The sequence below is a fragment of the Pedococcus cremeus genome (assembly GCF_900111375.1).
Classification (GTDB): Bacteria; Actinomycetota; Actinomycetes; order Actinomycetales; family Dermatophilaceae; genus Pedococcus_A; species Pedococcus_A cremeus.
This window is the reverse complement of sequence record NZ_FOHB01000007.1, coordinates 262,126-285,119: the sequence shown is the minus strand read 5'-3', so window position 1 is coordinate 285,119 and position 22,994 is coordinate 262,126. Positions and strand designations below refer to the sequence as shown.

The window sequence follows — 22,994 nt, the reverse complement described above, 5'->3', positions numbered from 1 at the left end:
TGTTGGCCAGCGACGTGTGGCCGCCCTGCCACCAGGGGGTGCCGTGGTGGGCGTCGCACCACTGCGCGGGCACGGTGCAGCCGGGCCAGGTGCAGCCGCGGTCGCGCAGCCAGGCGGCCAACCGGATGGCGGGTGGGACGAGGCGTTTGCGGCGGCCGACGTCGAGCAGCTCGCTGTTGGTGCCGAGGACGGCGGGGATCAGGTCGGCCTCGCAGGCGAGCCGGCGGACGGTGCCGGCGGTGAGGAGCTCCTGGCCGAGGGTGAGCCCGGCGCCGCGGACGGCGCCGGTGAGCTGTTCCAGGCTCATCGTGACGACGAGCTGGGCCTTGGCGGTCTTCGGGGCCTTGCCCGGGGCGGAGACGCCGCGGCCGACGATCGCCAGCAGGGCGTCGGCGCGGCGGGCGGCCGGGGTGCGCAGGTCCGGGTCGCCCTTGGCCGGCCGCGGTCGGGCGAGCGGGTCGAGGGCGGCGTCGAGGATGGCGGCGCCCTCGGGGTCCAGGACCACCCGGTAGGTGGACATCCCGCCCGGCCCGGGCCCCTTGTACAGGGCGCGGGCGGCGCGTTGCCGTTCGGCGAGGTGCTCGGCGTCCTTCTCCGGGCGCAGCAGGGCGCTGGCGTGCCGGATCGCGAGGGCCAGCTGCCGCTCCGTCAGGGTCGGGGCGGCGGCGATCAGGGTGGCCGTGTCGTCGGCCAGCTGGACCGGGTCGGCCACCGGCGCGGCGCAGCGGTGAAACCGGGCCAGCTGCGCCGCCTTGGCCAGCGAGATGGCCCCGGACTCCACCGCGGTCGCGCGATCGTCCAGCCGCGGGTCCCGGCAGGCGTCGGCGGCCACCTGCAACGTGGAGGCGTGCCCGGTGCTCATGGACGGCGCGGCCTGGGTGGACCAGTCCACCCCCGACCAGCCCTGCTCGTTACCCAACCCGCGGGAGCGGGCCTCGGTCACGACGGCGACCTGCTGGGCCTCCGCGGCGGCCCTCACCCGCTCCAGGTGCCCCAACGTCGAGGCGACCTCGGTGTCGGACAGCGCCCACAGCTGACCGACCTGCGCCCGGCCGCCGGCCAGCACGGCGTCCGCGGGCCGGGCGGCGGACAGCACCGGCCGGGAACCGAACGCGGAGGCTGGAAGGGTGGACATGACAACCACCGTAGGGGCGACCACCGACAACCCAACTCACACCGCGATGCGTGGGAACCGTTGCAGCGCAACGGGTTTCGCGGCATACCGGGTCCCGAAAGGCAACCGCGGTGACGCACCCTGTGGACGGTGTGACGACGTCACGCCGGGTGTGGACAAGCCTCCCGCGGGCCGGCCACGACGGCCGTGGTTACGATCGACGGCGAACCTGAGCCCTTGCTGCCGAACCCCAGGAGTCCCCGTGAAGATCTCGCACACCGTCGAGTTCCCCGCCCCGCCGCACGAGGTCTTCGAGATGCTCGCGGAGCCGCGCTTCCAGGAGGCCAAGTGCGGCGCCACGGCCGCGCTGGAGCACGCCGTCGACGTCGAGCTGTCCGGCGACAAGACGATCATCAGGACCGAGCGGGTGCTTCCCGCCAGGGGGCTGCCCGACTACGCGCGCAACATGGTCGGCGAGACCCTCAAGGTCGGCGAGAAGCAGGAGTGGGGACCGCAGACCGCCGACGGCTCCCGCCACGGCACCATCGACCTGCAGATCCACGGCGTGCCGCTCTCCCTCACCGGCACAGTGCGGCTGGAGCCCGGCGGCGCCGGCACGGTGCAGCACATCGACGGTGACCTCAAGGCCAAGGTGCCGCTCATCGGCGGCAAGATCGAGAAGGCGGCAGCCCCGATCATCGAGTCCGCCATCGAGGTCGAGCACCGTACCGGCGTGAACTGGCTCAACGGCGCGAGGGACTGACCCCGGGAACCCGCCCACACGGCATACCGGCACCAACGCGAGAGGGCCTGGAACCACAACGGTTCCAGGCCCTCTCGGCGTTCGCCGGCGGCGTCAGCCCATGTGCGGGTACTCGTGGGCGGTCGGCGGGTTGAACGTCTCCTTGATGGAGCGCGCCGAGGTCCAGCGCAGCAGGTTCTGCGCGGCGCCCGCCTTGTCGTTGGTGCCCGACGCGCGGCCGCCGCCGAACGGCTGCTGGCCGACGACGGCACCGGTCGGCTTGTCGTTGACGTAGAAGTTGCCGGCGGCGAAGCGCAGCTTCTCGGTCGCGCTGGCGATGGCGACGCGGTCCTGGGCGATGATCGAGCCGGTCAGGCCGTAGGGCGCGAACGACTCCATCTGGTCGAGCACCTTGTCGAACTGGCGGTCCGGGTACACGTGCACCGACAGGATCGGGCCGAAGTACTCGGTCTTGAACGACTCGTCGCTCGGGTCGGCGATCTCCAGCACGGTCGGGCGGATGAAGTAGCCCTCGCTGTCGTCGTACTTGCCGCCCGCGATGACGTCGACGCCCGCCGTGGCGTGCGCCCGGTCGATCGCCGCGGCGTGCTTGGCGAACGCCTTGTCGTCGATGACCGCACCCATGAAGTTCGACAGGTCGGTGACGTCGCCCTGCTTCAGGCCCTCGGTGATCGAGACCAAGTCGGCCTTGATCTGCTTCCACAGCGATTTCGGCACGTAGGCGCGAGAGGCGGCCGAGCACTTCTGGCCCTGGTACTCGAAGGCGCCGCGGATCATGGCGGTGCGCAGGACGTCGGGGTCGGCCGACGGGTGGGCGAGGATGAAGTCCTTGCCACCGGTCTCCCCCACCAGTCGCGGGTAGGTGCGGTAGCTGGTCAGGTTCGCGCCGACCTCCTGCCACAGGTGCTGGAACGTGGCGGTCGAGCCGGTGAAGTGGATGCCGGCGAGGTCGGGGTCGGTGAGCGCGACCTTCGAGACGTTGATGCCGTCACCGGTCACCAGGTTGATGACGCCCGGGGGCATGCCGGCGGCCTCGAGCAGCTCGAGGGTGACCTGCGCGGCGAGCTGCTGCGTCGGCGACGGCTTCCACACGACGGTGTTGCCCATCAGCGCGGGCGCGGTCGGCAGGTTGCCGGCGATCGCGGTGAAGTTGAACGGCGTAATCGCGTAGACGAACCCCTCGAGCGGGCGGTGGTCGGTGCGGTTCCAGATGCCCTTGGAGTTGAGCAGCGGCTGCTCGGCGAGGATCTGCCGGGCGAAGTGGACGTTGATGCGCCAGAAGTCGATGAGCTCGCACGCGGAGTCGATCTCGGCCTGGTAGGCGGTCTTGGACTGGCCGAGCATGGTGGCGGCGTTCAGCCGCGCGCGCCACGGGCCGGAGAGCAGCTCGGCGGCCTTGAGGAGGACGGCTGCGCGGTCGTCGAACGACAGCGCACGCCAGCCGGGGGCCGCGGCCTTGGCGGCGTCGACGGCGGCCCGGGCGTCCTCGACCGTGGCGTTGCGCATGGTGCCGAGGACCTTGCGCTTCGCGTGCGGCTGGCGCACGTCGATCTTCTTGCCCGTGCCGATGACCCGCTTGCCGGCGATGGTGTGGGGCAGGTCGACCCGCTCGCTCCCGAGCTCGGCGAGCGCGATCTCCAGCGCGGCTCGCTCGCTGCTGCCGGGCGCGTAGTCGAGCACCGGCTCGTTGACGGGGGCGGGCACCTGGGTGACGGCATCCATATGGGGGCTACTCCTTGAGGATCTCTCGGCTGTGAGTGCACCCCTATGGTGTCACGTATGCCGTCGCCGGAGTTTCCCCCCGATCTCACCGTCCACGACTACGGAGGTCCGCAGGACGCGCCTGCGCTGGTGCTCCTGCACGGCCTCACGGACTCCGGTGAGTGCTGGGCCGACGCCGCCGCGCGGTGGGCCCCGCGATACCGCGTCCTCGCGTGGGACGCGCGTGGCCACGGCAACTCGGCCCGCTTCACGCCGAAGCAGCTCGAGGCCGGCGTCGGCGAGACCATGGTTGCCGACGCCGTCGCCCTGCTGGAGTCATTGCGCGACCAGGGCTTCGAGCGGCCGGTGCTCGTGGGGCACTCGATGGGCGGTGGCACGGCTGGCTCGGTGGCCGCGACGCGCCCGGACCTGGTGCGCGCCGTGGTGCTCGAGGACCCAGCCCTCGGCGGGGATCCCGACGAGACCCTGGACGACCGGCTGAAGGCCGGCGCCGAGCGCGCCGTCGACGCGCAGCAGTGGCTCGACGACCCCGAGGCCGCGCTGGCCCAGGGCCTCGCCGACAACCCGGGCTGGCCGGCGTCGGAGTACGACGGGTGGGCTCGGGCCAAGAAGCAGACCGACCTCGCCATGCTCGCCACCGGCGAGGCCCGGGTGCGGCGGACGTGGCAGGAGGTCGCCGCCGAGATCGCCGTCCCCGCGCTGGTGGTCACGTGCGACGACGACTACCTCTGGGACGACGCCAAGCGGGCGGAGCTCGACGCACTGGACAACCCCCATCTCGAGGTGGTGACGGTCCACGACGCCGACCACTGCATCCGCCGGTCGAACGTCGAGGGGTTCCACGCAGTGGTCGACCCCTGGCTGGAGCAGCACGTGAGCAGCCGGACATGAGCGGCCGGACATGAGCGGCCGGAACAGCCCCGTGGCCGTCCACCGCTTCGGCCGCACTGACGGCCCGACGCTCGTGCTGTTCCACGGCAACGGCGACAGCGGCCGGTGCTGGCCCGACGCCGTCTCGCGGTGGGGCCGCGACTACCGCCTGCTCGCCGTCGATGCCCGCGGCCACGGCGACTCACCGCGCTTCACGGCGGACGAGCTGCAGCGACCCGCGGAGGTCTACCTCGCGGACGCTCGGTCGGTCGTCGAGAACGCGCGAGCCGACGGCGAACCCGTCGTCGGTGTCGGGCACTCGCTGGGCGGCGGGGTACTGACCGAGCTGGCGGCACGGTGGCCCGACCTCCTGGACGCCGCCGTGCTGCTGGACCCCCCGTGGGACAGCCCCGTCGTGGGCCCCGAGCCGCGGCCGGAGGTCGGCGAGCGCTGGGTCACCCTGGTCAAGGAGTGGCGAGCCGACCCCGAGGGCGCCCTGCAGGAGCACGAGCTGGCGAACCTCGCCTGGCCTGACGGGGAGAGTGAGGCCTGGCTCGAGGCCAAGATGCAGGTCGACCTGTCGCTCATCGCGGTCGGCAACGGCCGGTCGGCCACCGCGTGGCACGAGCTGGTGCGGGCGATCCGGACCCCCACCCTCGTGGTCACCGGTGACCACGACTGCCTGGTGGCCGAGGAGACGCAGTCGCGCTTGGCACAGATTGCCAACCCCGCGGTCGAGGTCGCCGTGGTGGCGGACGCGGACCACTACGTCCGGCAGAGCGCCGCGGAGGCGTTCCACGCCGTGGTCGACCCCTGGATCGCCCGTCAGGCAAGCCACCGACCTGCCCTGACCAGCGGGGACGCCAGCGGCTCGGCAGGCCACCCCGACGCCGACACCGGGCGCTAGGCCGCCTCGGCGAGCTCGAAGGGGACGGTGAGGATGCCCGCCGGCACCTTGAGGTGGTAGCGCGTGCGGCCCCGCTTCACGACGACCCCGACGACGCCGTAGTACTTGCCGGGCGCCAGGCAGCGCGCGCGGGCACCCGGGGCCAGCCGGACCCGTGCCCGCACTGACGTCGATGCGTCGGGGTCGAGAGCTGCCTTGCCCCACAGCTCGAAGGGCGTGACACCCGAGAGGCCGGGCTCGTTCGCGGCGACTCGCGCAGCGGCAGCAGCCTGCTCCAGGTTCCGGCGCACCGCCGCCAGCTGCGACTGGTACGCCGGTGACATCGCGGCCGGCCGCCCCCGGTGGGTCCACTCGAACAGGTGGCGCACGTCGAAGGAGGGCGCGCACCGGGAGCAGGACTGCAGCCGCTGCGGGCGGCGGTGCCGGTTCACCTCGTGCCCGGCGGGACAGGTGCCGGTCCAGTCGCCCTCGACCTTGGGTGCGTCGAGGGGCACGCACCGCTCCCCGGTGCAGCCGATCCGGACCGCCGTCGCCCGCCAGACCTTGTCGTGCCGGTGGCGCGGGCCCACGAGCGCGTGGGCGACCTCGTGCAGGATCGTGTCGCGCACCTGCTCCTCCGAGTGCAGCCAGGTCAGCGGGCCGCTGAGGGTGATGAGCTTCTTGGCGTAGTGGCACGCACCAGCCCGCGTCTTGGCCCGGTCGAGCTCGACCCGCCAACCCGAGAGCCCGTGCTCGGCCACCAGGGAGCGGGCGAGGGCGAGGGCGTCGCGGGTGTCCATGGGCCACTCCTGGGTTCCTGCGGGACGGGGCACTGCAACCACGCACGGCTCCTGCCGGGCCGGGGAGGTCGACTGGCCACGAACTCTAGGTGGCGCCTCCGACAACGGTGGTCCGGGCCCGGGTCGCGGCCGCCTGGATGGCCCCCTGCACCTCCTCGAGCAAGGCGTCCGCCTCCTCCAGGGACGTCCCGATGGCCGTCACACCGCAGCGGGCGTCGATGCCGAGCCCCGACAGGCCGTGCAGCACGGCGCCGCTGCCGGCCCCGCGGTCGAACGCCGCCAGCGAGGCCGCGACGGCGTCGATGGCGGCGGCGGGCCGCAGGTCCTGCCAGCGCGGGTCGCGCAGGTTGTCGGTCGAGGAGTAGCACCGCGTTCCGCCGGCGTCGGCGAGCCACCTCCCCTGGTCAGCGTCGTAGCGCCCCGGGACGAGGTGGCGCAGCGCCGTCAGCGGGTGGGTGGTGCCGCCCTTGCGGAGGTTGACCTCGATCGCCAGGACGTCCCAGGCATCTTGTCGAACCGCGACGAAGTCGACGCTGAGCCGCCCCCGTGCGCCGAGGTCGGCGAGGCGGGCGCCCACAGCACGGGCGTGGTGGGCCAGCACCCCCGTGTACTCGGGGTTCGCTGGGAAGGTGCACCCGGCATACACCTGTCGGTCGTCGCCGGCCAGAACCTGCTCGTGGGTGGCGGCCACCTCGACCGACCCGTCGGGTGCCACGTCGACCTGCGCGCTGGGGCTGGTGAACGCGTCGCCGGCCACCAGCTCCTCGACGACACCGCCGGCCTCGAGGTCGAGGCGGTACCACTCAGGGATCGACTGGTCCAGGATGTGCCGCAGGTCGTCGCTGCCGACCGGCCTGCCGTCGAGGTCCCTGATGCCGACGACGAGGTTGCCCTCCCCCGAGCCGCTGTTGTCGTGCTTGACGACCACCCCGCGGGTCTCCGGGTTGGCCGCCACGATGGCGGCGATGGCGAGCGCGACGTCCTCGACCGAGCGCACGTCCTCGTGGCCGAGGGGCACGGGTACGCCGCTCTCCCGGAAGATCCGGCGACCAGAACTCTTGAACGCCGTGGGCCACAGGTGCGGAGGCGTGCCGTTGAGCGGCAGCCCGAGCCGCTCGGCCACCGCCACCTCGGTGAGCGTGACGTTCCAGGGCTCGATCAGGGCCGGGCGACCGCCGATGATGTCGGTGATGCGCGCCAGGGCGTCCGGGTTCTCCAGCAGCTTGACCGCGACCGGGCGCGCCGAGAGGTCCTCGACCGCCACCACGTGCACGCGCGAGCGGACGCTCTCCTGCAGGTGGCCCGCCACCAGGCCGGCGTAGTAGTCGAGCACCGCACGTCCCGGGTGCGAGGAGCACACGAACACCAGCTCGCAGCCGGGGACCCGGGCGAGCATGAGCACCTCGGTGAGGTAACGGTGCTCGAGCGCCACGAGCCGAGGGCCGTAGTTCCGCAGCATGCTGGGCGAGATGTTGAGCGAGGGCAGCACCACCACGACGTGCTCGGCCGTCGAGCCGGGCTGGTTCAGCGCCCAGACGTCAGCGAGTCCTGCCTGCAGGTCGTGGATCGGTTCCATGCGCCCTCCCGCTGTGGGAATCGACGTCTGCGCCGTGGCTCCGTGCCAAGGGTCTGCGCTGATCGACGTCTGCGACTGAAGGAGGCGTCTACACCAGACGCGTGACCTCGTCGAGCTCCGTGGCGTCGTACCAGAGCAGGTCCTCCGCCCCGTCAGCGCCCGGTGACTCGTCGATGTGGAAGGAGACGATCCGCGGCAGCGGGAGCGACTCCGTCACCTCAACGGCCGAGGGGGCCGAAGCCTCCCCGCCCGCCTTCACCCAGTCCGCCTCGACGTCGGCCGCGGCCACGACCCGCTTGGCGTCCTGCTTCTCACGCAACCAGGAGGCCGCCTCGAGCGCATCACACAGAGCGGCGTACTCCCACTCCTCCTCGTCGCCCGTGGGCATCGAGCGCTCCAGCCGGCTCGTCACGGCGAAGGCCGCCAGCGGCGACTCCGCCAAGGTGCGCCTCTCGTTCAGCTCGCGCAGGCGCGCGCTGTTGAGCGGCACGTAGATCCGGGTCTGGCTCATCCCACATCCTCGAAGTCGGTGGCGCTCGGCAGGGGTGCCGGGTCGTGCAGGGCCTGCGCCGATGTTCGCAGGGAGGTCTCGATGACACGAGGGCGGCGTCGGACGTCCATCAGGTTCGCGCCGAATGCCTCGAGGTCCTCCTCGCCGGGTCCGAGCACGGTGACGTGCGTGCCCTCCTGGTGCACCCGCCGCAGCTCGCGCAGGCAGCGCAGGGTGACGCGGTTGCGCCACTGCCGCTCGACCCGCGTCTTCCAGTGCTTCGGTGCGTCCTGGACGAAGCTGACCGAGGGCGCGAGCACGAAGACCTCGTCGAGCCCGAGACCGGCCATGAGGTCGAGGTTGGTCGACGACCACGCCCCGCCGTCGATGTAGCGGTGCTCCCCCACGCGCACCGGCTGGTACCAGCCCGGGATGGCGCACGAGGCCATCACCGCCGACGACAGCGGTGCGGGCGGGGCACCCTCCCGGCCGAATGCCACCCGCTGGCCCGCGTCGAAGTCCAGCGCCGTCACGCACACGCCCTCGCGCGGGGCCCAGCCGTCCCCGGCCACCCACGCCACGAGGGCGCCGACCGCCTCGATGCTGCCCCGGCCCTCGGGGACGATGGCGGAGAGCACGGCCGTGGGCGGCAGCTGGCGCAGCTGGCGCGCGTTGGCGCGCAGCAGCTCCGGGGACCCGAGGCTGACCCGGGGCCGTGGCGGGCGGTCGCCGCCGGTGTCGCGGTGGTAGTCCCACTCGTAGCCGGCGAGCGGCCCGACGTCGATGGCGCCCTCCAGCTGGTGGCGCACCAAGTCGGCCACCGAGACACCGCAGCCGAGCATCGCCGTGATCACTGCGCCGGCCGACGTGCCGACGTACTGGTCGAAGTGACGGGCGTCCATGCCGATCTCGTCCTCGAGCGCCTTGAGCGCACCGACCATCCAGGCCGCGCCGAGCACGCCGCCGCCGCCGAGCACGAGGCCCCGGCGGGGGCGCCCGGCGTCAGTGGGAACGAGCTCGGTGCTCACGGCCTGCCGCCTACCGCTGGCTCGACTTGCTCTCGAGGAGCTCGCCGAGCGCGTCGACGATCCCCTGCCCGAGGACGTCGATGTCGGGCATGGCGTCACGGTCGGCGTTGAGGCCGTAGTAGACCCCTCCGTCGTAGGAGGTGAGCCCGATCGACAGCCCCTGCCCCTTGGCCAGCGGCATCACGGGGTAGGTCGCCACCATCTTGGCGTCACCGGCATACAGGGCCTGCTGCGGACCGGGCACGTTGGTGATGACCACGTTGAACAGCCGGCGCGAGACCGCGCTGCCGAGGCGGGCACCGAGCGAGTGCAGCGTCGGCGGGGCGAAGCCGGCGAGCTCGGCGAGGGTCTCGGCGCCCACGGCCTGGCCGCCCTCCATCTGCTGGCGCATCGCGAACGCCACCTGGTGCAGCCGCATCGAGGCACCCGGCTCGCCGGCGGGGAGGTCGACGAAGCAGGCCTTGAGCCGGCTGCCGAGGCGGGTGTGGTTCTCGTCGTCGTAGACGCTGACCGGCACCATCGCCCGCACCGTCGTGCCCGAGTGCACCGCCTCCCCACGGGTGAGCAGCCACGAGCGGAACGCGCCGGCGATGGTCGCCAGGACGACGTCGTTGATGGTGACGTCGTCGGCGAAGTGCCCCCGGGCGAGCGCGCTGCGGACCTTCTTGTAGTCGTCGAGGTCGGTGCCGATCATGACGTAGCGGCGGGCCTCACCCACCGAGGCGTTGAGTGGTGACGTCGGCGCGGGACGGGCCGCCGTGCGAGCGATCGTCGACGCCACGTGTCCCGCAGCCGACAGGGCGCGGCCGCCGACCGCCTTGACGTCGGCGATGCCGCCGCGCACGTTCTCGACGATCTCGCTCGGCCGGCGCACGGCGTCGACGAGCGCACTGGTGAGCAGCTCGATGTCGCTCGGCTCCGGCGAGGGGCGCCAGGTGTCGGTGACGAGGCCCTCGGCCGCCGGGTCGTCGTCGACGATCACGTGCGCGATGTCGACCGCGTGCACGCCGTCGACCAGCGCCTGGTGCGACTTGGTGACGATCGCGAAGCGGCCGTCCTCCAGGCCCTCGACCAGGTAGACCTCCCACAGCGGCCGCTGCCGGTCGAGCGGGCGCGGCTGGATCCGCGCGACGAACTCCTGCAGCTGCTCGTCGGTGCCCGGGCGCGGCAGGGCGGACCGGCGCACGTGGTAGGTGACGTCGAAGTCCTCGTCGTCGACCCACACCGGGTTCGCCAGGCGGCCGGGGATCTGCCGGATCCGCTGTCGGTAGCGCGGCACGAACGCGATCCGCTGGGAGATCAGCTGCACCAGCCGGTCGTAGTCGAAGCCGTCGTCCGGGGGGTCGAAAACCATCACCGAGCCCACGTGCATGGGCGTCGTCGCGTCCTCCAGGTAGAGGAAGGACGCGTCGAGCGAGCTCAGGCGGTCGGGCACGCGTCCATGGTGTCAGATCGCGCTGTCTAGACTGCAGCGCGTGACGAAGATGACCCTGGCCAGGGGCGCCTCGTATGCCGCGGGGGCGGCGCTGGCGCTCGCCGTCACCGCGTGCGGGGGAGACACCGCGACACCCGGGGTGAGCCCGGCTGCGTCGTCGAGCACGGCCGCCTCCACCGCCTCGTCGAGCGGGGCCCCGACGCCGCCGTCCGCGAAGAGCCCCACCACTCCTCCGCCGGCCAAGGACACCCCGGCGGGGCGGGTCATCGACGTCACCATCACCGGCAGGAAGGTCACGCCGGCGCCCACCACCGTCGACCTCAAGGTCGGCGAGAAGCTGACCCTCGTGGTCACGAGCGACCACGACGACGAGCTCCACGCCCACGGCTTCGACATCGAGGAGAAGCTGAAGGCCGGAACGCCCACCACCGTCACCCTGACGGGCGCTGAGGCGGGCCTCTACGAGGTCGAGACGCACGAGCCGGCCCTGCGGCTGATGATGATCGCCGTCCGATGACCCTGCTCCCCGCTGCCCTTCCGTCGGTCATGCTGCCGGCCCACGGCATCGGCTCGCGCGAGGACCTTCCCCTGCCGTTCGACCTGCTGCTCATCGGCGCGGGGTTGGCGCTGGCGATCTCCTTCGTCGCCCTCGGGGTGCTGTGGAAGCAGCCGCGGCTGCGCCGCACCGACGGCCGGCTGCTCCCCCCGGCGCTGGCCCTCGCGCTCGACTCGCCCTTCGTGCGCGGGGTGTTCGCGGTGCTGTCGCTGGCCCTGACGGCATGGGTGCTCATGTCGCTGGTGTTCGGCAAGGACGACGCCAACAACCCGGTCCCCTACGTCGTCTACGTCTGGCTGTGGGTCGGCCTCGGCCTGCTCTCGATGGTCCTGGGGCCGATCTGGCGGGTGCTCAACCCGGTGCGCTACCTGCACCGCGGGCTGCTGGCCCTGGCCCGGGTCTCCCCCGACTTCTCGCTGGCGCCCTACCGCCTCGGGTACTGGCCGGCCGCGCTGGGGCTCTTCGCGTTCACGTGGCTCGAGCTCATCGCCCCCGACAACGCGACCCTGCCGGTGCTGCGCGTCGCCATCCTCGGGTTCCTTCTCATCTCCGTCATGCTGGCGATGGTGTTCGGCCGCGACTACTTCGCCACCGGCGACCCGTTCGAGGCGTGGTCCGGGCTCTACGGCTCGCTCAGCCCACTCGGCCGCCGGGAGGACGGGCGCTGGGTGCTGCGCACGCCGCTGCACGGGCCCAACGAGCTCGCGCCCCGTTCCGGACTCCTGGCGACCACCTCGGTCATGCTTGGCGGCACCGCCTACGACGGGTTCTCCGGCGAGACCTGGTGGTACAGCTTCACACAGTCCTCCGACGTGCCACGGGTGTGGGAGACGCTCGCGCTTGTCGCGCTGTGCCTGCTGGTGCCCGCGATGCTGTGGGTCGCGGCGGCCGTGTCGGCGGCGCTGGCCAAGGTGCCCGTCCGCGGACTGGCCACGGCGTTCGCCCCCTCGCTGATCCCGATCGCGGCCGGCTACCTGGTCGCGCACTACTGGTCGCTGTTCGTCTTCGAGGGGGTCAACGGGCTGGCCCGCCTCTCCGACCCGCTCGGCACCGGAGCCAACTGGCTCGGCACCGCCGGCATCCACCCGTGGCACGCGCTGATCGACCCGGGGCTGGTCGCCACGATCCAGGTCGTCTCGATCGTCACCGGCCACCTGCTCGGCGTGGTCGTCGCGCACGAGCGCGCGGTCAGCCTCTTCCCGCGCCGCGTGGCCGTCACCGGCCAGGTGCCGCTGCTGGTGCTCATGGTCGTCTACACCGTGGGCGGCCTCACCCTGCTGTTCTCCCACTAGCTCCCACCGGTCGCACCGGTTCGGACCGCGCTGGAGGGTCAGCGACGGCGGCGCCGGCGGCCGACCGGCTCCGGTGCCCCGACGGCATACCGGCTGGCGACGGCGGCGACGGCACGGCGCAGCTCGGACTGCGGCGCGCACTCGACCAGCGTCCGGCCGGCGAGCATCGCCTCGTCGAGCGAGGCCTGGTCCCACGGGAGGAAGAGCAGGTCGTCCATCCCCGAGAACCGCTCCAGGGCCTCGGCGATCCGTCGTTCCGGCCGGCCTCCGACCGCCGAGGCGCGCACCTTGTTGACCACGACCTGCGGGGTGGGTGAGGGGATGCTGCCGACGTCCTGCACGGCTCGCACCAGCCGTTGCAGGCCGACCGGGTCGGCGCTGCCGACCACCAGCAGCTCGTCGGCCTGCTCCAGCGCGGTGAGGGTGGCGGCGTTGCGGCGGGGCGCGAGCGTGTCGTAGCTGAGCTCCTCGTCGTCCTCGATGGAGAAGCCGCAGTCGACCACCACCACCTCGGCGAGCTTCCGCGCCATCGTGAGCACGTGCTCCACGGCGGCCGCACGGAGCTCGGGCCAGCGCTCCGCGCGCGGTATGCCGGTCAGCACCCGCAGCCCGCGGCTCACCTCGGGTGCCAGGCGGGCGAGCGCCGGGAGGTCGAGGACGCCCTGGTCGGCGGCGCGGGCGGCGGCCGCCATGCCTGGGGCCTCGTCCAGCAGCGACAGCGCCTGGGCGACGGACGAGCCGTAGGTGTCGCAGTCCACGAGCAGCGTGCGCGTCCCGGCGGCGGCCAGCTCGGCGGCCAGCCCCAGGGCGAGCGTGCTGCGTCCGGGCGCACCGGTGGGGCCCCAGACGGCGATGATCCGCGACTGCTCGACCGGAGCCCAGCCGTCGGAGCCGGGCGGTGCCACTGCGGCACCCGGCCCAGTGAGCGCTGCCGCCCCACGAGCGGCCTCGTCACCGGTGTCAGGGTCATTGCCACCGTCGGGCCCGAACGGGTCGTCCGGCAGGTCCGCCTCCTGCAGCCCGGTCAAGGCCTCCTCGATCTCGTGGGGCTCGGCGTCGGCGCGGACCACCACGTCGAGCCCGAGCTGGCGCAGCCGCCGCTCCCCCGCCTCGTCGCCCGGGGCCGCCACCCCTGCGGAGCGGACCCCGTGGCTGGCGAGGTGGTGCAGGGCAGCCCGGTCGAGGGAGCGCAGGTCGGCCGAGACCAGGGCGACGTCGGCCAACCCGGCCGAGGCCGCGGCAAGCAGGTCGGCGAGATCGGCGCAGCGGCGCACGACGGCCAGGCCGGGGGCCGACTCGAGGGCAGTGACGAGCCGGGCCTCCCACTGGTGCCCGACCGCGGTGAGCACCGCTGTGGTCACTGCTCACCGCCCAGTCGCGAGCCCGGCACCGGCACGAGGGTGACGCGGGCGCCGAGGTCGACCTGGCCGATGAGGTCTCGGATGCGGTCCTTGGGCACCATCACCTGCACCGCTCGCTGCGCCTCCGTGCCGCTGAGCCGGCCTCCGGTCTTGGGCACACCCGCCACCGTCGCCGACTCCAGGGCGAGCTCGGCGCCCGCGAAGTCACGGCCCGCGGTGTCGCCCTTCGGGTCGACCGGGTTGACGTAGACGTCGACCACCGAGCCCACCACGAGCGGGGCGGCGGAGCGGGCGTCGACCACGAGCGTGAGCGGCTGCAGCCCCACGGCGTCCTGGCTGCCGATCGCCGAGCGCGGGATGAGCTCGCCCGGCCGGACCTCGCGCAGGACGTAGACGTCGGAGGGCAGGGCCGACGCCGCGGAGAGGTAGCTCTCGCTGCGGTCGCCGAGCTGGACGTCGACCCGGGTCAGCCGGTCGGCGCGCAGGGGTTGGCCGGGCACGAGCTCGGTCGCCGCGGCATACATGGGCACCCGGTCGTCGGCAGCGGCCATGGTGAGCGATCCCAGCACGGTGGCGGCCAGCACGAGCAGGATGCCGACCAGCAGTCGGGTGTCCTTCCACGACGGCTTCTGCAGGCGCGAGGCCTTGGGCGTGGCGATGTCGGGCACGGCGCAGCTCCCCCTCGGTGCTGTTGATGGTGCTCTGTTGGTGCTGTCGTTCCTGGTGCTTTTGTCTCGGTTTCGGCCCCGGTCCGGGAGTCATCATGGCGTACCGGAACGTGTTGCGGGATCTCCAGTCCACAAGGGTGGGGATGACCGCAGGACGTGACCGGCCAATGTGGTGAAATCGCGGTGATGGGAGACTGTCGGCAATCGACAGACGCAGACGCACGCGTATGGTAAAAATTTGGTCAAGGACAGGTAATCGCCTGTTCAAGTGAGAGGCAGGGGAAGCCGTGACCAAGCGATTCATCCAGCTGTCGGAGGTTTCCGAGGTGCTCGACATCTCCTCCGCGCAGGCCTATGCCCTCGTCCGGTCCGGTGAGCTCCCAGCCATCAAGGTCGGCGGCCGGGGCCAGTGGCGCGTCGAGGTCTCCGAGCTCGAGAGCTACATCCAGCGGATGTACGACGAGACCAAGAACTTCGTCGCGGCGCACCCCTTCGGCCAGAACCCCGAGTAGGCCGGACCCCACAGGTCGACCAGACCCGCTCCGTATGCCGGGGCGGGTCTCGTCATGCCGAGGCGTCGTGCCGCGCTCAGATCGCAGCCGGGCCGCCCGCCGGCTGCAGGTAGGCGACCGCCGCGAAGGGCACCAGGCGCCGTCCCGTGACGTTCTCGGGCCGTCGCGGCTCGTCCGGCGCGTGCTCGCTGAGGTCGAAGCAGTCACGCCCGACGGCGTCGATCGTGCCGGTCGCCACGGCCCCCGAGACGTCGGTCAGCGCCACCACCGCCCGGTCACGGCTCAGGCCCCGCAGCGCGTAGCCGAAGCCGAAGCGCCGCGCGAGCTTCGCCTCCGCCGCGCGGACCCCCAGCCCGGTCACCGCCGTGACGGCGGTCAGCGGCACCAGGGCCGACTGGCCACCACGGTCACCGCCCAGCAGCAGCCAGCCGTCGCCGACGTCGGACAACACCCCACGCAGGGGTGGTCCGGCCACCAGCCGCAGACCGACCTCCGTCTCGACCGAGGCCGCGAGGCGCTCGAAGAGGCCGACCGTCGCCCGTTCGCGCCGGGTGCGGTCGGCGACCTCCTGGTCGAGGTCGCGCCGGACCTCGGCCTCCCACTGGCCCTCGAGGTCGCCGAACAGCTGATCCCAGCGCATGGTCCCCCTGCCCTCCCGAGTCGCCCCAGCGTCGCCGAGCGTAGCGCCCGGCGGGGTCTTGAGCCGTCGCTCTGCAGTCACCCCTTGCCAAACGCAGGCAAACGTGCCGGAATGCTGGCATACGCAAACACAAGCAAACCGCATCAAAGGGGGAATCATGGCTCGCTTGCGCGATGTCTGCGGTGGCGTGTCCTTGGGCGTGGGGGCGCCCCTGACCGGGCTGTGGCTGGCCTCGGTGGCGGTCGACCGCTGGCGCGTCGTGACCGGTCCGGCACCCAGCACGCCCGAGGAGGCGCTCACCGCACTGGCGGCTGTCGTCGGCGCTGCCGTCGCCACCTGGCTCTGGCTGGGTCTGCTGCTCGCGCTGCTCGGCCACCTGCCCGGCGCGGCCGGCGCCCGGTGCCGCGCGGCGGCGGAGCGGACCACTCCAGCGGTGGTGCGGCGGTGTGCCGCCGTGGTCGTGGGCGCCAGCCTCGCCGGAGCGCTGGCCCCGGGAACGGCCACCGCCACCGATGGCCGGCTGTCGGGCGGTTCCTCGAGACCCGCGCAGGCGCCGTCCACGTCACTGTCCCCGTCGTTCTCGCCCACCACCACCCTGCGGGGCACGGTTGTCAATGCCGCTGTGCCGTATGCCGGTGCGCCTTCCCCCGCCTTCGCCCCCAGCCCGGTGCCCGCGCACCCCAGCGCTGGGTCGGCGACACCGGCACCCGGCTGGACGCCGAGCCGTCCACCGGTCCGCCCCCAGCCCTCCACGAGGCTGGTCACCACGGCGCCTGCCTCGGAGGGGCCGCGCGAGACGGTGGTGCGTCGCGGCGACACGCTCTGGGACATCGCGCGGGCCCACCTCGGACCCGACGCCACCGACGCCGAGGTCGCCGCGGAGTGGCCGCGCTGGCACGAGGCCAACCGGTCCGTGGTCGGGGACGACCCCGACGTGCTGCTGCCCGGACAGGTGCTGCGTGCGCCCGACGCGGTCGAGGTCCTGCGGTGAGCCGCGCGGTCGCGTCGCAGGTGACGGCCACGCAGCAGGCGGCGACCACGCTGAAGGCGGCGACCACGCTGCAGCCGATCCGGGTGCTGCCGATCCCGCAGGTGCGTCCCTCCGTCATCCACCAGACCGAGTCGCACCTCCCGGCCGCCGTCCTCACGGAGGGGCACGACGCCCAGCGGCCGCGGTACATCCAGGACGCCCTCGCAGTGGACTTCGCGTCGGCCAGCGACGAGCAGCTCTTCGGCCCGCAGCCGACCGGCCGCAGCGGCCTGCCCGACCCGGTGCACTGGGCCGGTCACCTGGCCCAGGCCGTCGTCGAGGTCATGTCCGGCCTGCGCCAGCCCCCGCAGATCATCCGGTGGACGACGCCGGAGGTCTACGCCGTGGTGGCGCGGCGCGGCGCCGTCTCCGCCCGGCGTGGCCGGCCATCGGCTCGGCGTGCCGTGGTGCGCAGCGTCCGGGTGTGCGAGCCGGCCGACGGCGTGGCCGAGGCCGCCGCTGTGGTGCTCGACGGCTCCAGGGTCAGGGCGCTGGCCATGCGGCTCGTGGGCGTCGACGGCCGCTGGCGCATCGAGGCCCTCCAGGTCGGCTGAGCCGACCACTCTGCACACGAGAGAGGTCCGCCGGGCATACGAGAGAGGTCCGCCGAGCCGACCGCGCGGCATACCGGGAAACGGCGAACGCGCCGGCACAGGGCCGGCGCGTTCGACGAGGGTTCAGTGGAGCGGGTCGCTCAGGACTTGGCCCCGTGGCACATCTTGAACTTCTTGCCCGAGCCGCACGGGCACGGAGCGTTCTTCGGGGTCTCCTCGAGCTGCTCGGCGGTGAGGGTGGTGCCGGCGGAGCCCACGTCACGGACCTCCACCCCGCCCTCGGCCGTGGGCGCCGAGTAGTGCAGCTGCGACGCGCGCACCGGCTGCTCGAGGCCCTTGGCGCGGATCTCGATGCGCTCGCGCTCGGCCCGCTCCTCCTCGGTCTCACCGGCCGGCCCGGCGGCCAGCACGTCCTCGCCGATGCCGACGCCCTCGAGCGAGGGCTCGCCGCGGGTCGCAGCCTCCTCGGCGGCAGCAGCCCCGGCCGCCGCGCCGATGCCCGACCCGGCCAGCATGTCGCTGACACTGACGGGAGCCACGGCCGGCGCCGGCTTCTCCACCTCGACGTTGACGTTGAAGAGGTAGCCGACGGACTCCTCCTTGATGGACTCCATCATCGCCTGGAAGAGCTGGAAGCCCTCGCGCTGGTACTCCACGAGCGGGTCGCGCTGGGCCATCGCACGCAGGCCGATGCCCTCCTGCAGGTAGTCCATCTCGTAGAGGTGCTCGCGCCACTTGCGGTCGAGCACCGAGAGCACGACGCGGCGCTCCACCTCACGCATGACCTCGGCGCCCAGCTCTTCCTCGCGGGCGTCATAGGCGTGGTGGGCGTCGGAGAGCAGCTGCTCGCGCAGGATCTCCGCAGTGAGCGAGGGGCGGCCGCCGGCGGCCTCCTCGACCTCCTCGATGGTGACCGACACCGGGTAGAGCGTCTTCAGCGCGGTCCACAGGCGTTCGAGGTCCCAGTCCTCGGCGAACCCTTCGGCGGTCTCGGCGTCGATGTAGCCGTTGATGACGTCGTTGACGAAGAGGCGGATCTGCTCGTGCAGGTCCTCGCCCTCGAGCACCCGGCGCCGCTCGTCGTAGATGACGGTGCGCTGGCGGTTGAGGACGTCGTCGTACTTGAGGACGTTCTTGCGGATCTCGAAGTTGCGGCCCTCGACCTGGCCCTGGGCGCTCTGGATGGAGCGGGTCACCATCTTGGACTCGATCGGGACGTTGTCGTCCATCTTGGCCGTGGTCATGAACCGGTCGACCATGGCGGCGTTGAACAGCCGCATGAGGTCGTCCTGCAGCGAGAGGTAGAACCGCGACTCGCCCGGGTCGCCCTGACGGCCGGAGCGGCCACGCAGCTGGTTGTCGATGCGGCGCGACTCGTGGCGCTCGGTGCCGAGCACGTACAGCCCACCGAGGTCGGTGACCTCCTTGTGCTCCGCCGCGACCGACTCCTCCGCCTCGGCGAGGGCCATGTCCCAAGCGGCCTCGTACTCCTCCGGGGTCTCCTCCGGGTCGAGCCCGCGCTGCTTGAGCGTGGCGACGGCCATGAACTCGGGGTTGCCGCCGAGCATGATGTCGGTGCCTCGACCCGCCATGTTGGTGGCGACGGTGACTGCGCCCTTGCGGCCGGCCTGCGCGACGATCGCGGCCTCCCGCTCGTGGTGCTTGGCGTTGAGGACCTCGTGGGGCACACCCTTTCGGCGCAGCTGGTCGGAGAGGTACTCGCTCTTCTCGACGCTGACGGTGCCGACGAGCACCGGCTGGCCGTTCCGGTGCTTCTCGACGATGTCGTCGACCACCGCGGAGAACTTGGCCTCCTCGGTGCGGTAGACGAGGTCGGCCTGGTCCTTGCGGATCATCGGGCGGTTCGTCGGGATCGGCACGACGCCCAGCTTGTAGATCGAGTGCAGCTCGGCCGCCTCGGTCTGGGCGGTGCCCGTCATGCCGGAGAGCTTGCCGTACATGCGGAAGTAGTTCTGGAGGGTGATCGTCGCGAGGGTCTGGTTCTCGTTCTGGATCTCGACGCCCTCCTTCGCCTCGATCGCCTGGTGCATGCCCTCGTTGTAGCGGCGGCCGGCGAGGAGGCGGCCGGTGTGCTCGTCGACGATGAGGATCTCGCCGTTCATGACGACGTAGTCCTTGTCGCGCTTGAACAGCTCCTTGGCCTTGATGGCGTTGTTGAGGTAGCCGATGAGCGGGGTGTTGACCGACTCGTAGAGGTTGTCGATGCCGAGGTAGTCCTCGACCTTGGCGATGCCGGCCTCGAGGACGCCGACGGTGCGCTTCTTCTCGTCGACCTCGTAGTCGCCCTCGCCGGACTCGAGCTCGCCGCGCTTGAGCAGCAGGGCGATCTTGGAGAACTCGTTGTACCACTTGGTGGCGGCGTCGGCCGGGCCGCTGATGATGAGGGGGGTGCGGGCCTCGTCGATGAGGATGGAGTCGACCTCGTCGACGATGGCGAAGTTGTGGCCGCGCTGGACCAGCTCCTCCATCGTCCACGCCATGTTGTCGCGCAGGTAGTCGAAGCCGAACTCGTTGTTGGTGCCGTAGGTGATGTCCTTGGCGTACTCGGCCCGGCGCTGCTCCGGCGTCATCGAGGAGAGGATGCAGCCGGTCTCGAGGCCGAGCAGGCGGTGCACGCGGCCCATCAGCTCGGACTGGTACTCCGCGAGGTAGTCGTTGACGGTGACGACGTGCACGCCCTTGCCGGTCAGCGCGTTGAGGTAGGACGGCAGGGTCGCGACGAGGGTCTTGCCCTCACCGGTCTTCATCTCGGCGACATTGCCCATGTGGAGGGCGGCACCACCCATGAGCTGCACGTCGAAGTGGCGCTTGCCGAGGGTGCGCTTGGCGGCCTCCCGGACCGCGGCGAAGGCCTCGGGCATGACGTCCTCGAGGCTCTCACCGTCGGCGAGGCGCTCCCGGAACTTGTCGGTCTCCGCACGCAGCTCGGCGTCGGTCAGCTTCTCGAAGTCCTCCTCGATGGCGTTGACCTGGGCAGCGACGCCCTGGAGCTTCTTGAGGGTGCGTCCCTCACCAGCTCGCAGCAGCTTTTCGACGATCTTGACCACGCAATGTCTCCTGGAGTTCGCGGGCCGCCCTCGGGAACGGCCCCGCCTAGGTTAGTCGAGTCGGCCAGCGCGATGTGACCCCCTGCACCACGCGCCCCTTCCACGGGGCAACGTGCCGGCCCCGTGGGCCGGTTCCCCACCACCGTATGCCGTGCGCACGGCATACGGGGCATGGTGCGGGTGCGCGGTGGGTCACGGGAGGTGGTGGGCCGCCGAGGGTGGGGGTAGGGGGTTCACGGAAGGGACCTTTGCCCCTGCCTTCACATCCCACGTCCCCCCGACTCTCGAAGGATCACGGGAGCGACAGCGCCCTCGTGCCGGACAGACGGAGGTGGTCGGTCGTGGTCGGTGCTGCAGCGGCCCTCGCAGACTCAGGGAGCTACCTCCAGTGGGGCTGGTTCAGCATCTCGCTGACCAACCTCCTCATCATCGCGGGGATGGTCGTCGTCTTCGTGCTCGCACTGCTCCTGCCCTTCCCGGGTGGCGGGCCGGCGGAACCGGCGCCCGTGCGGACCAGGGCTCCCGCCGACCCTGACGGGCCGCGGCCATGAGCCGGGCCACCGTCGCGCCGGGCACCAGCGCTGGCCACGACACGTGGACCAGGGCCCTGCGCGAGCGCATCGAGCGCACCGTGCCGCCGGGGCAGGCCCTCCCCGACCGCCAGCCCGTCTACGTCGCCTCGTGGATCTACGTGTTCGGGGTAGCCACGCTGGCGGCGCTCTTCGTCGTCGTGGTGACCGGCGGCCTGCTGGCCCTCGGTGGCTTCGAGTGGTGGCACGTGTCGTCGCTGGGGCGGTTCGTGAACTCGCTGCACCTGTGGAGCGTCGAGATCTTCTTCGCCGCGATGGTGATCCACCTGTGGGGCAAGTTCTGGATGGCGGCCTGGCGCGGCGGCCGGGCGCTGACCTGGATGACCGGCGTGGTGGCGTTCCTCGCCTCGATCGGCACCGCGTTCACGGGCTACCTGACGCAGACCAACTTCGACTCGCAGTGGATCAGCACGCAGGCCAAGGACGGGCTCAACGCCGTCGGCATCGGTGCCTGGTTCAACGTGCTCAACCCCGGGCAGATGCTGCTGTGGCACGTCGTGCTGCTGCCGTTCGCGGTGGGCCTCATCGCGGTGCTGCACATCGTGCTGGTGCGCCGGCACGGGGTCGTGCCGCCGATTGAAGCGGACGGGGAGGACTGACATGGCCACTGCCACCCCGACCCGACCGACCCGTTCGTCCCGCCGGTCGCCAGCTCGACCCCGCGACGCGCACAGCTTCCCCACCCGGCGCTACGACCTGGTCAAGGAGTTCGTCATCGCCCTGGTCGTGGTCGGGCTGCTGACGGTGGGTCTCGCGGCGGCCTTCTCCTCCCCCGACGAGAAACCCATCACCTTCGCGTCGTGGGCGCAGGCCGCTCCCGAGGACGTCGTCGCGACGGCGGCCGCCGAGCTGGCCGGCACGAGCGCCAGCGCCACCTACGGACCGCCCTACAACAGCGCCGCCGAGGGCCAGAAGCTGCTCGGCGTGCCGCTGCAGAAGTGGGGCGGCGTGCGCCACCCCGTGAACTCGGCGGACCTCGTGCTCGGTCCGCTGACCGCCAGCAGCAGCGGCGACCTCCGCGTGAAGGCGGCCCTGGCCCGGTGGAACGGGGCGAGCGACGCCCGGCGCACCGCGTGGGCCGGCGCGTATGCCGATGCGCTGGCGAAGGCGCCGAACGGTGACCCCGCGAAGGTGGCCCCCGGCGACTACGGGCCGGTGCCGACACTGACCAACGGCTTCCTCGACGTCGCCCGGACGGGTGGCCTCGAGGGTCAGCTGACCTCCTCGGGCACGTTCTACGGCGGCGACCCCACGCGTGCGCTGCTCCTGCTCAGCGATGGCGCGTACATCGAGGACACCGCCCGCGCGCAGCACCTCGGTGGCGACCAGTGGGGAATGATGAACGAGACGGGCGCCTACCCCGGTCAGCCGTGGATGTGGCTGTACACGTTCTGGTACCAGGTGCCGCCGTTCTCGACCTCCGACAACGCCGATGCGCAGGTCTGGGGCATGATGATGCTGCTCACCCTGGGGCTGGTGCTCCTGCCGTTCATCCCGGGTCTGCGCAGCATCCCGCGCTGGATCCCGGTGCACCGGCTGGTCTGGCGTCAGTACTACCGCGACTACCCGCCGGGCGAGCGGCACTAGGGCCCGCCGGGCGAGCGGCACTAGGCGCTGGGCGTCTCCGCGAGGAGGTGCTGGTAGTCGGGGTGGCGCTCGATCCAGGCCTTGATGAACGGGCAGACGACCTTGATCCGGCGGTCGCGGCGGCGGATCGCGTCGTCGAGGGCGCCCTGCGCCAGGGCCGAGCCGACACCCTGCCCCTCGTACTCGTCGTCGACCTCGGTGTGGGTGAACGTGATGGTCTGCGAGGTCAGGGCGTACTCGGCGAACCCCGCGAGGGCGCCGTCCACGAGGGCCTCGTAGCGGTTCTCGGCGTCGTTGCGGACGATCTCGGTGTGGGTGTTGGGCATTGCCCCATTCAACGGGAGGTGTCAACCGGCGGGTTGCATTCCCGGCTCCTGCGGGCCGCAGGTTCGTTCATGGATGCGCATCGGCCAAAGGGATGAACGATCCGCCAGGTGGGTCGGATCGTGCGA

At 72.1% G+C, this 22,994-nt stretch carries 23 protein-coding genes; 11 read left to right on the top strand and 12 right to left on the bottom strand.

Annotated elements, in window-relative coordinates; all coding sequences use genetic code 11:
• Positions 1-1,135 (bottom strand): HNH endonuclease (locus tag BMW78_RS15135; protein ID WP_143056279.1); only part of this gene is annotated, 1,135 nt, incomplete at its 3' end.
• A gap of 241 nt (positions 1,136-1,376) precedes the next feature.
• On the opposite strand from BMW78_RS15135, the gene BMW78_RS15130 reads away from it, so the two are divergent.
• The gene (locus tag BMW78_RS15130; RefSeq protein WP_177180417.1) at positions 1,377-1,877 is read left to right on the top strand and encodes a DUF2505 domain-containing protein; all 501 of its coding nucleotides are present in this window, start codon (positions 1,377-1,379) and stop codon (positions 1,875-1,877) included.
• Between the two features lie 93 nt (positions 1,878-1,970).
• Here BMW78_RS15130 and pruA read toward each other — a convergent pair whose 3' ends face one another.
• Positions 1,971-3,599, bottom strand: coding sequence for an L-glutamate gamma-semialdehyde dehydrogenase (pruA, locus tag BMW78_RS15125; RefSeq protein WP_091761423.1), 1,629 nt, complete (start codon positions 3,597-3,599; stop codon positions 1,971-1,973).
• Between the two features lie 57 nt (positions 3,600-3,656).
• Here pruA and BMW78_RS15120 point away from each other — a divergent pair, with 57 nt between their 5' ends.
• Complete coding sequence (locus tag BMW78_RS15120) at positions 3,657-4,490, top strand: alpha/beta fold hydrolase (RefSeq protein WP_091761421.1); 834 nt, start codon at positions 3,657-3,659, stop codon at positions 4,488-4,490.
• 10 nt (positions 4,491-4,500) lie between these two features.
• A complete protein-coding gene (locus BMW78_RS15115) occupies positions 4,501-5,376 on the top strand; it encodes an alpha/beta fold hydrolase (RefSeq protein ID WP_091761419.1) in 876 nt (291 codons plus the stop codon).
• Here BMW78_RS15115 and BMW78_RS15110 read toward each other — a convergent pair.
• From BMW78_RS15110 to BMW78_RS15090, 5 genes are all read right to left on the bottom strand, one after another.
• Positions 5,373-6,155: a SprT-like domain-containing protein gene (locus BMW78_RS15110; RefSeq protein ID WP_091761417.1), complete on the bottom strand. Its 783-nt coding sequence runs from the start codon at positions 6,153-6,155 to the stop codon at positions 5,373-5,375. The two genes, BMW78_RS15115 and BMW78_RS15110, sit on opposite strands and share 4 nt — an antisense overlap.
• Positions 6,156-6,240: 85 nt before the next feature.
• Positions 6,241-7,731, bottom strand: coding sequence for an ATP-grasp domain-containing protein (locus BMW78_RS15105; RefSeq protein WP_091761415.1), 1,491 nt, complete (start codon positions 7,729-7,731; stop codon positions 6,241-6,243).
• 88 nt (positions 7,732-7,819) lie between these two features.
• The gene (locus BMW78_RS15100) at positions 7,820-8,242 is read right to left on the bottom strand and encodes a DUF6912 family protein (protein ID WP_091761413.1); all 423 of its coding nucleotides are present in this window, start codon (positions 8,240-8,242) and stop codon (positions 7,820-7,822) included.
• On the bottom strand, positions 8,239-9,249 hold the full coding sequence (locus BMW78_RS15095; RefSeq protein WP_091761411.1) for a patatin-like phospholipase family protein: 1,011 nt from the start codon (positions 9,247-9,249) through the stop codon (positions 8,239-8,241). Before BMW78_RS15095 ends, BMW78_RS15100 begins: the two co-directional genes overlap by 4 nt.
• A 10-nt stretch (positions 9,250-9,259) precedes the next feature.
• Positions 9,260-10,684, bottom strand: coding sequence for a WS/DGAT/MGAT family O-acyltransferase (locus tag BMW78_RS15090; protein ID WP_091761409.1), 1,425 nt, complete (start codon positions 10,682-10,684; stop codon positions 9,260-9,262).
• Between the two features lie 40 nt (positions 10,685-10,724).
• Here BMW78_RS15090 and BMW78_RS20865 point away from each other — a divergent pair, with 40 nt between their 5' ends.
• Together BMW78_RS20865 and BMW78_RS15080 are read left to right on the top strand one after the other, a co-directional pair.
• Positions 10,725-11,201: a cupredoxin domain-containing protein gene (locus tag BMW78_RS20865; protein WP_177180416.1), complete on the top strand. Its 477-nt coding sequence runs from the start codon at positions 10,725-10,727 to the stop codon at positions 11,199-11,201.
• Positions 11,198-12,532 (top strand): hypothetical protein, encoded by a 1,335-nt coding sequence (locus BMW78_RS15080; protein ID WP_091761405.1) that lies wholly within the window; start codon positions 11,198-11,200, stop codon positions 12,530-12,532. The genes BMW78_RS20865 and BMW78_RS15080 overlap by 4 nt, the downstream gene beginning before the upstream one ends.
• Positions 12,533-12,570: 38 nt before the next feature.
• On the opposite strand, the gene BMW78_RS15075 is transcribed toward BMW78_RS15080, so the two are convergent.
• A complete protein-coding gene (locus BMW78_RS15075) occupies positions 12,571-13,893 on the bottom strand; it encodes a CpaE/TadZ family protein (RefSeq protein ID WP_091761403.1) in 1,323 nt (440 codons plus the stop codon).
• Complete coding sequence (locus tag BMW78_RS15070) at positions 13,890-14,561, bottom strand: hypothetical protein (RefSeq protein ID WP_091761401.1); 672 nt, start codon at positions 14,559-14,561, stop codon at positions 13,890-13,892. The genes BMW78_RS15075 and BMW78_RS15070 overlap by 4 nt, the downstream gene beginning before the upstream one ends.
• A gap of 287 nt (positions 14,562-14,848) precedes the next feature.
• On the opposite strand from BMW78_RS15070, the gene BMW78_RS15065 reads away from it, so the two are divergent.
• The gene (locus BMW78_RS15065; RefSeq protein ID WP_091761399.1) at positions 14,849-15,073 is read left to right on the top strand and encodes a helix-turn-helix domain-containing protein; all 225 of its coding nucleotides are present in this window, start codon (positions 14,849-14,851) and stop codon (positions 15,071-15,073) included.
• A 76-nt stretch (positions 15,074-15,149) separates the two neighbouring features.
• Here the strand turns inward: BMW78_RS15065 and BMW78_RS15060 are convergent, their stop codons facing one another.
• The gene (locus tag BMW78_RS15060) at positions 15,150-15,713 is read right to left on the bottom strand and encodes a hypothetical protein (protein WP_091761397.1); all 564 of its coding nucleotides are present in this window, start codon (positions 15,711-15,713) and stop codon (positions 15,150-15,152) included.
• A 157-nt stretch (positions 15,714-15,870) separates the two neighbouring features.
• Between BMW78_RS15060 and BMW78_RS15055 the strand changes: the two genes are divergently transcribed.
• Positions 15,871-16,704, top strand: a complete 834-nt coding sequence (locus BMW78_RS15055; protein WP_177180415.1) for a LysM peptidoglycan-binding domain-containing protein — start codon at positions 15,871-15,873, stop codon at positions 16,702-16,704.
• The gene (locus BMW78_RS15050; protein WP_177180414.1) at positions 16,701-17,297 is read left to right on the top strand and encodes an Rv3235 family protein; all 597 of its coding nucleotides are present in this window, start codon (positions 16,701-16,703) and stop codon (positions 17,295-17,297) included. Before BMW78_RS15055 ends, BMW78_RS15050 begins: the two co-directional genes overlap by 4 nt.
• Before the next feature lie 140 nt (positions 17,298-17,437).
• Here the strand turns inward: BMW78_RS15050 and secA are convergent, their stop codons facing one another.
• Complete coding sequence (gene secA, locus BMW78_RS15045; protein ID WP_091761393.1) at positions 17,438-20,365, bottom strand: preprotein translocase subunit SecA; 2,928 nt, start codon at positions 20,363-20,365, stop codon at positions 17,438-17,440.
• A 341-nt stretch (positions 20,366-20,706) separates the two neighbouring features.
• Here secA and BMW78_RS15040 point away from each other — a divergent pair, with 341 nt between their 5' ends.
• The 3 genes from BMW78_RS15040 to BMW78_RS15030 are packed head-to-tail and all read left to right on the top strand — an operon-like array spanning position 20,707 to position 22,542.
• Positions 20,707-20,916: a hypothetical protein gene (locus tag BMW78_RS15040; protein ID WP_091761391.1), complete on the top strand. Its 210-nt coding sequence runs from the start codon at positions 20,707-20,709 to the stop codon at positions 20,914-20,916.
• Entirely contained in the window at positions 20,913-21,554 is a 642-nt protein-coding gene (locus BMW78_RS15035) for a cytochrome b N-terminal domain-containing protein (RefSeq protein WP_091761389.1), read from the top strand. Before BMW78_RS15040 ends, BMW78_RS15035 begins: the two co-directional genes overlap by 4 nt.
• 1 nt (position 21,555) lies before the next feature.
• The gene (locus tag BMW78_RS15030) at positions 21,556-22,542 is read left to right on the top strand and encodes a hypothetical protein (protein ID WP_091761388.1); all 987 of its coding nucleotides are present in this window, start codon (positions 21,556-21,558) and stop codon (positions 22,540-22,542) included.
• A 20-nt stretch (positions 22,543-22,562) separates the two neighbouring features.
• On the opposite strand, the gene BMW78_RS15025 is transcribed toward BMW78_RS15030, so the two are convergent.
• Positions 22,563-22,868 carry a GNAT family N-acetyltransferase gene (locus BMW78_RS15025; RefSeq protein WP_091761386.1) on the bottom strand — a complete coding sequence of 102 codons (306 nt, stop codon included), beginning with the start codon at positions 22,866-22,868 and terminating at the stop codon, positions 22,563-22,565.
• Between the last annotated feature and the right edge of the window lie 126 nt (positions 22,869-22,994).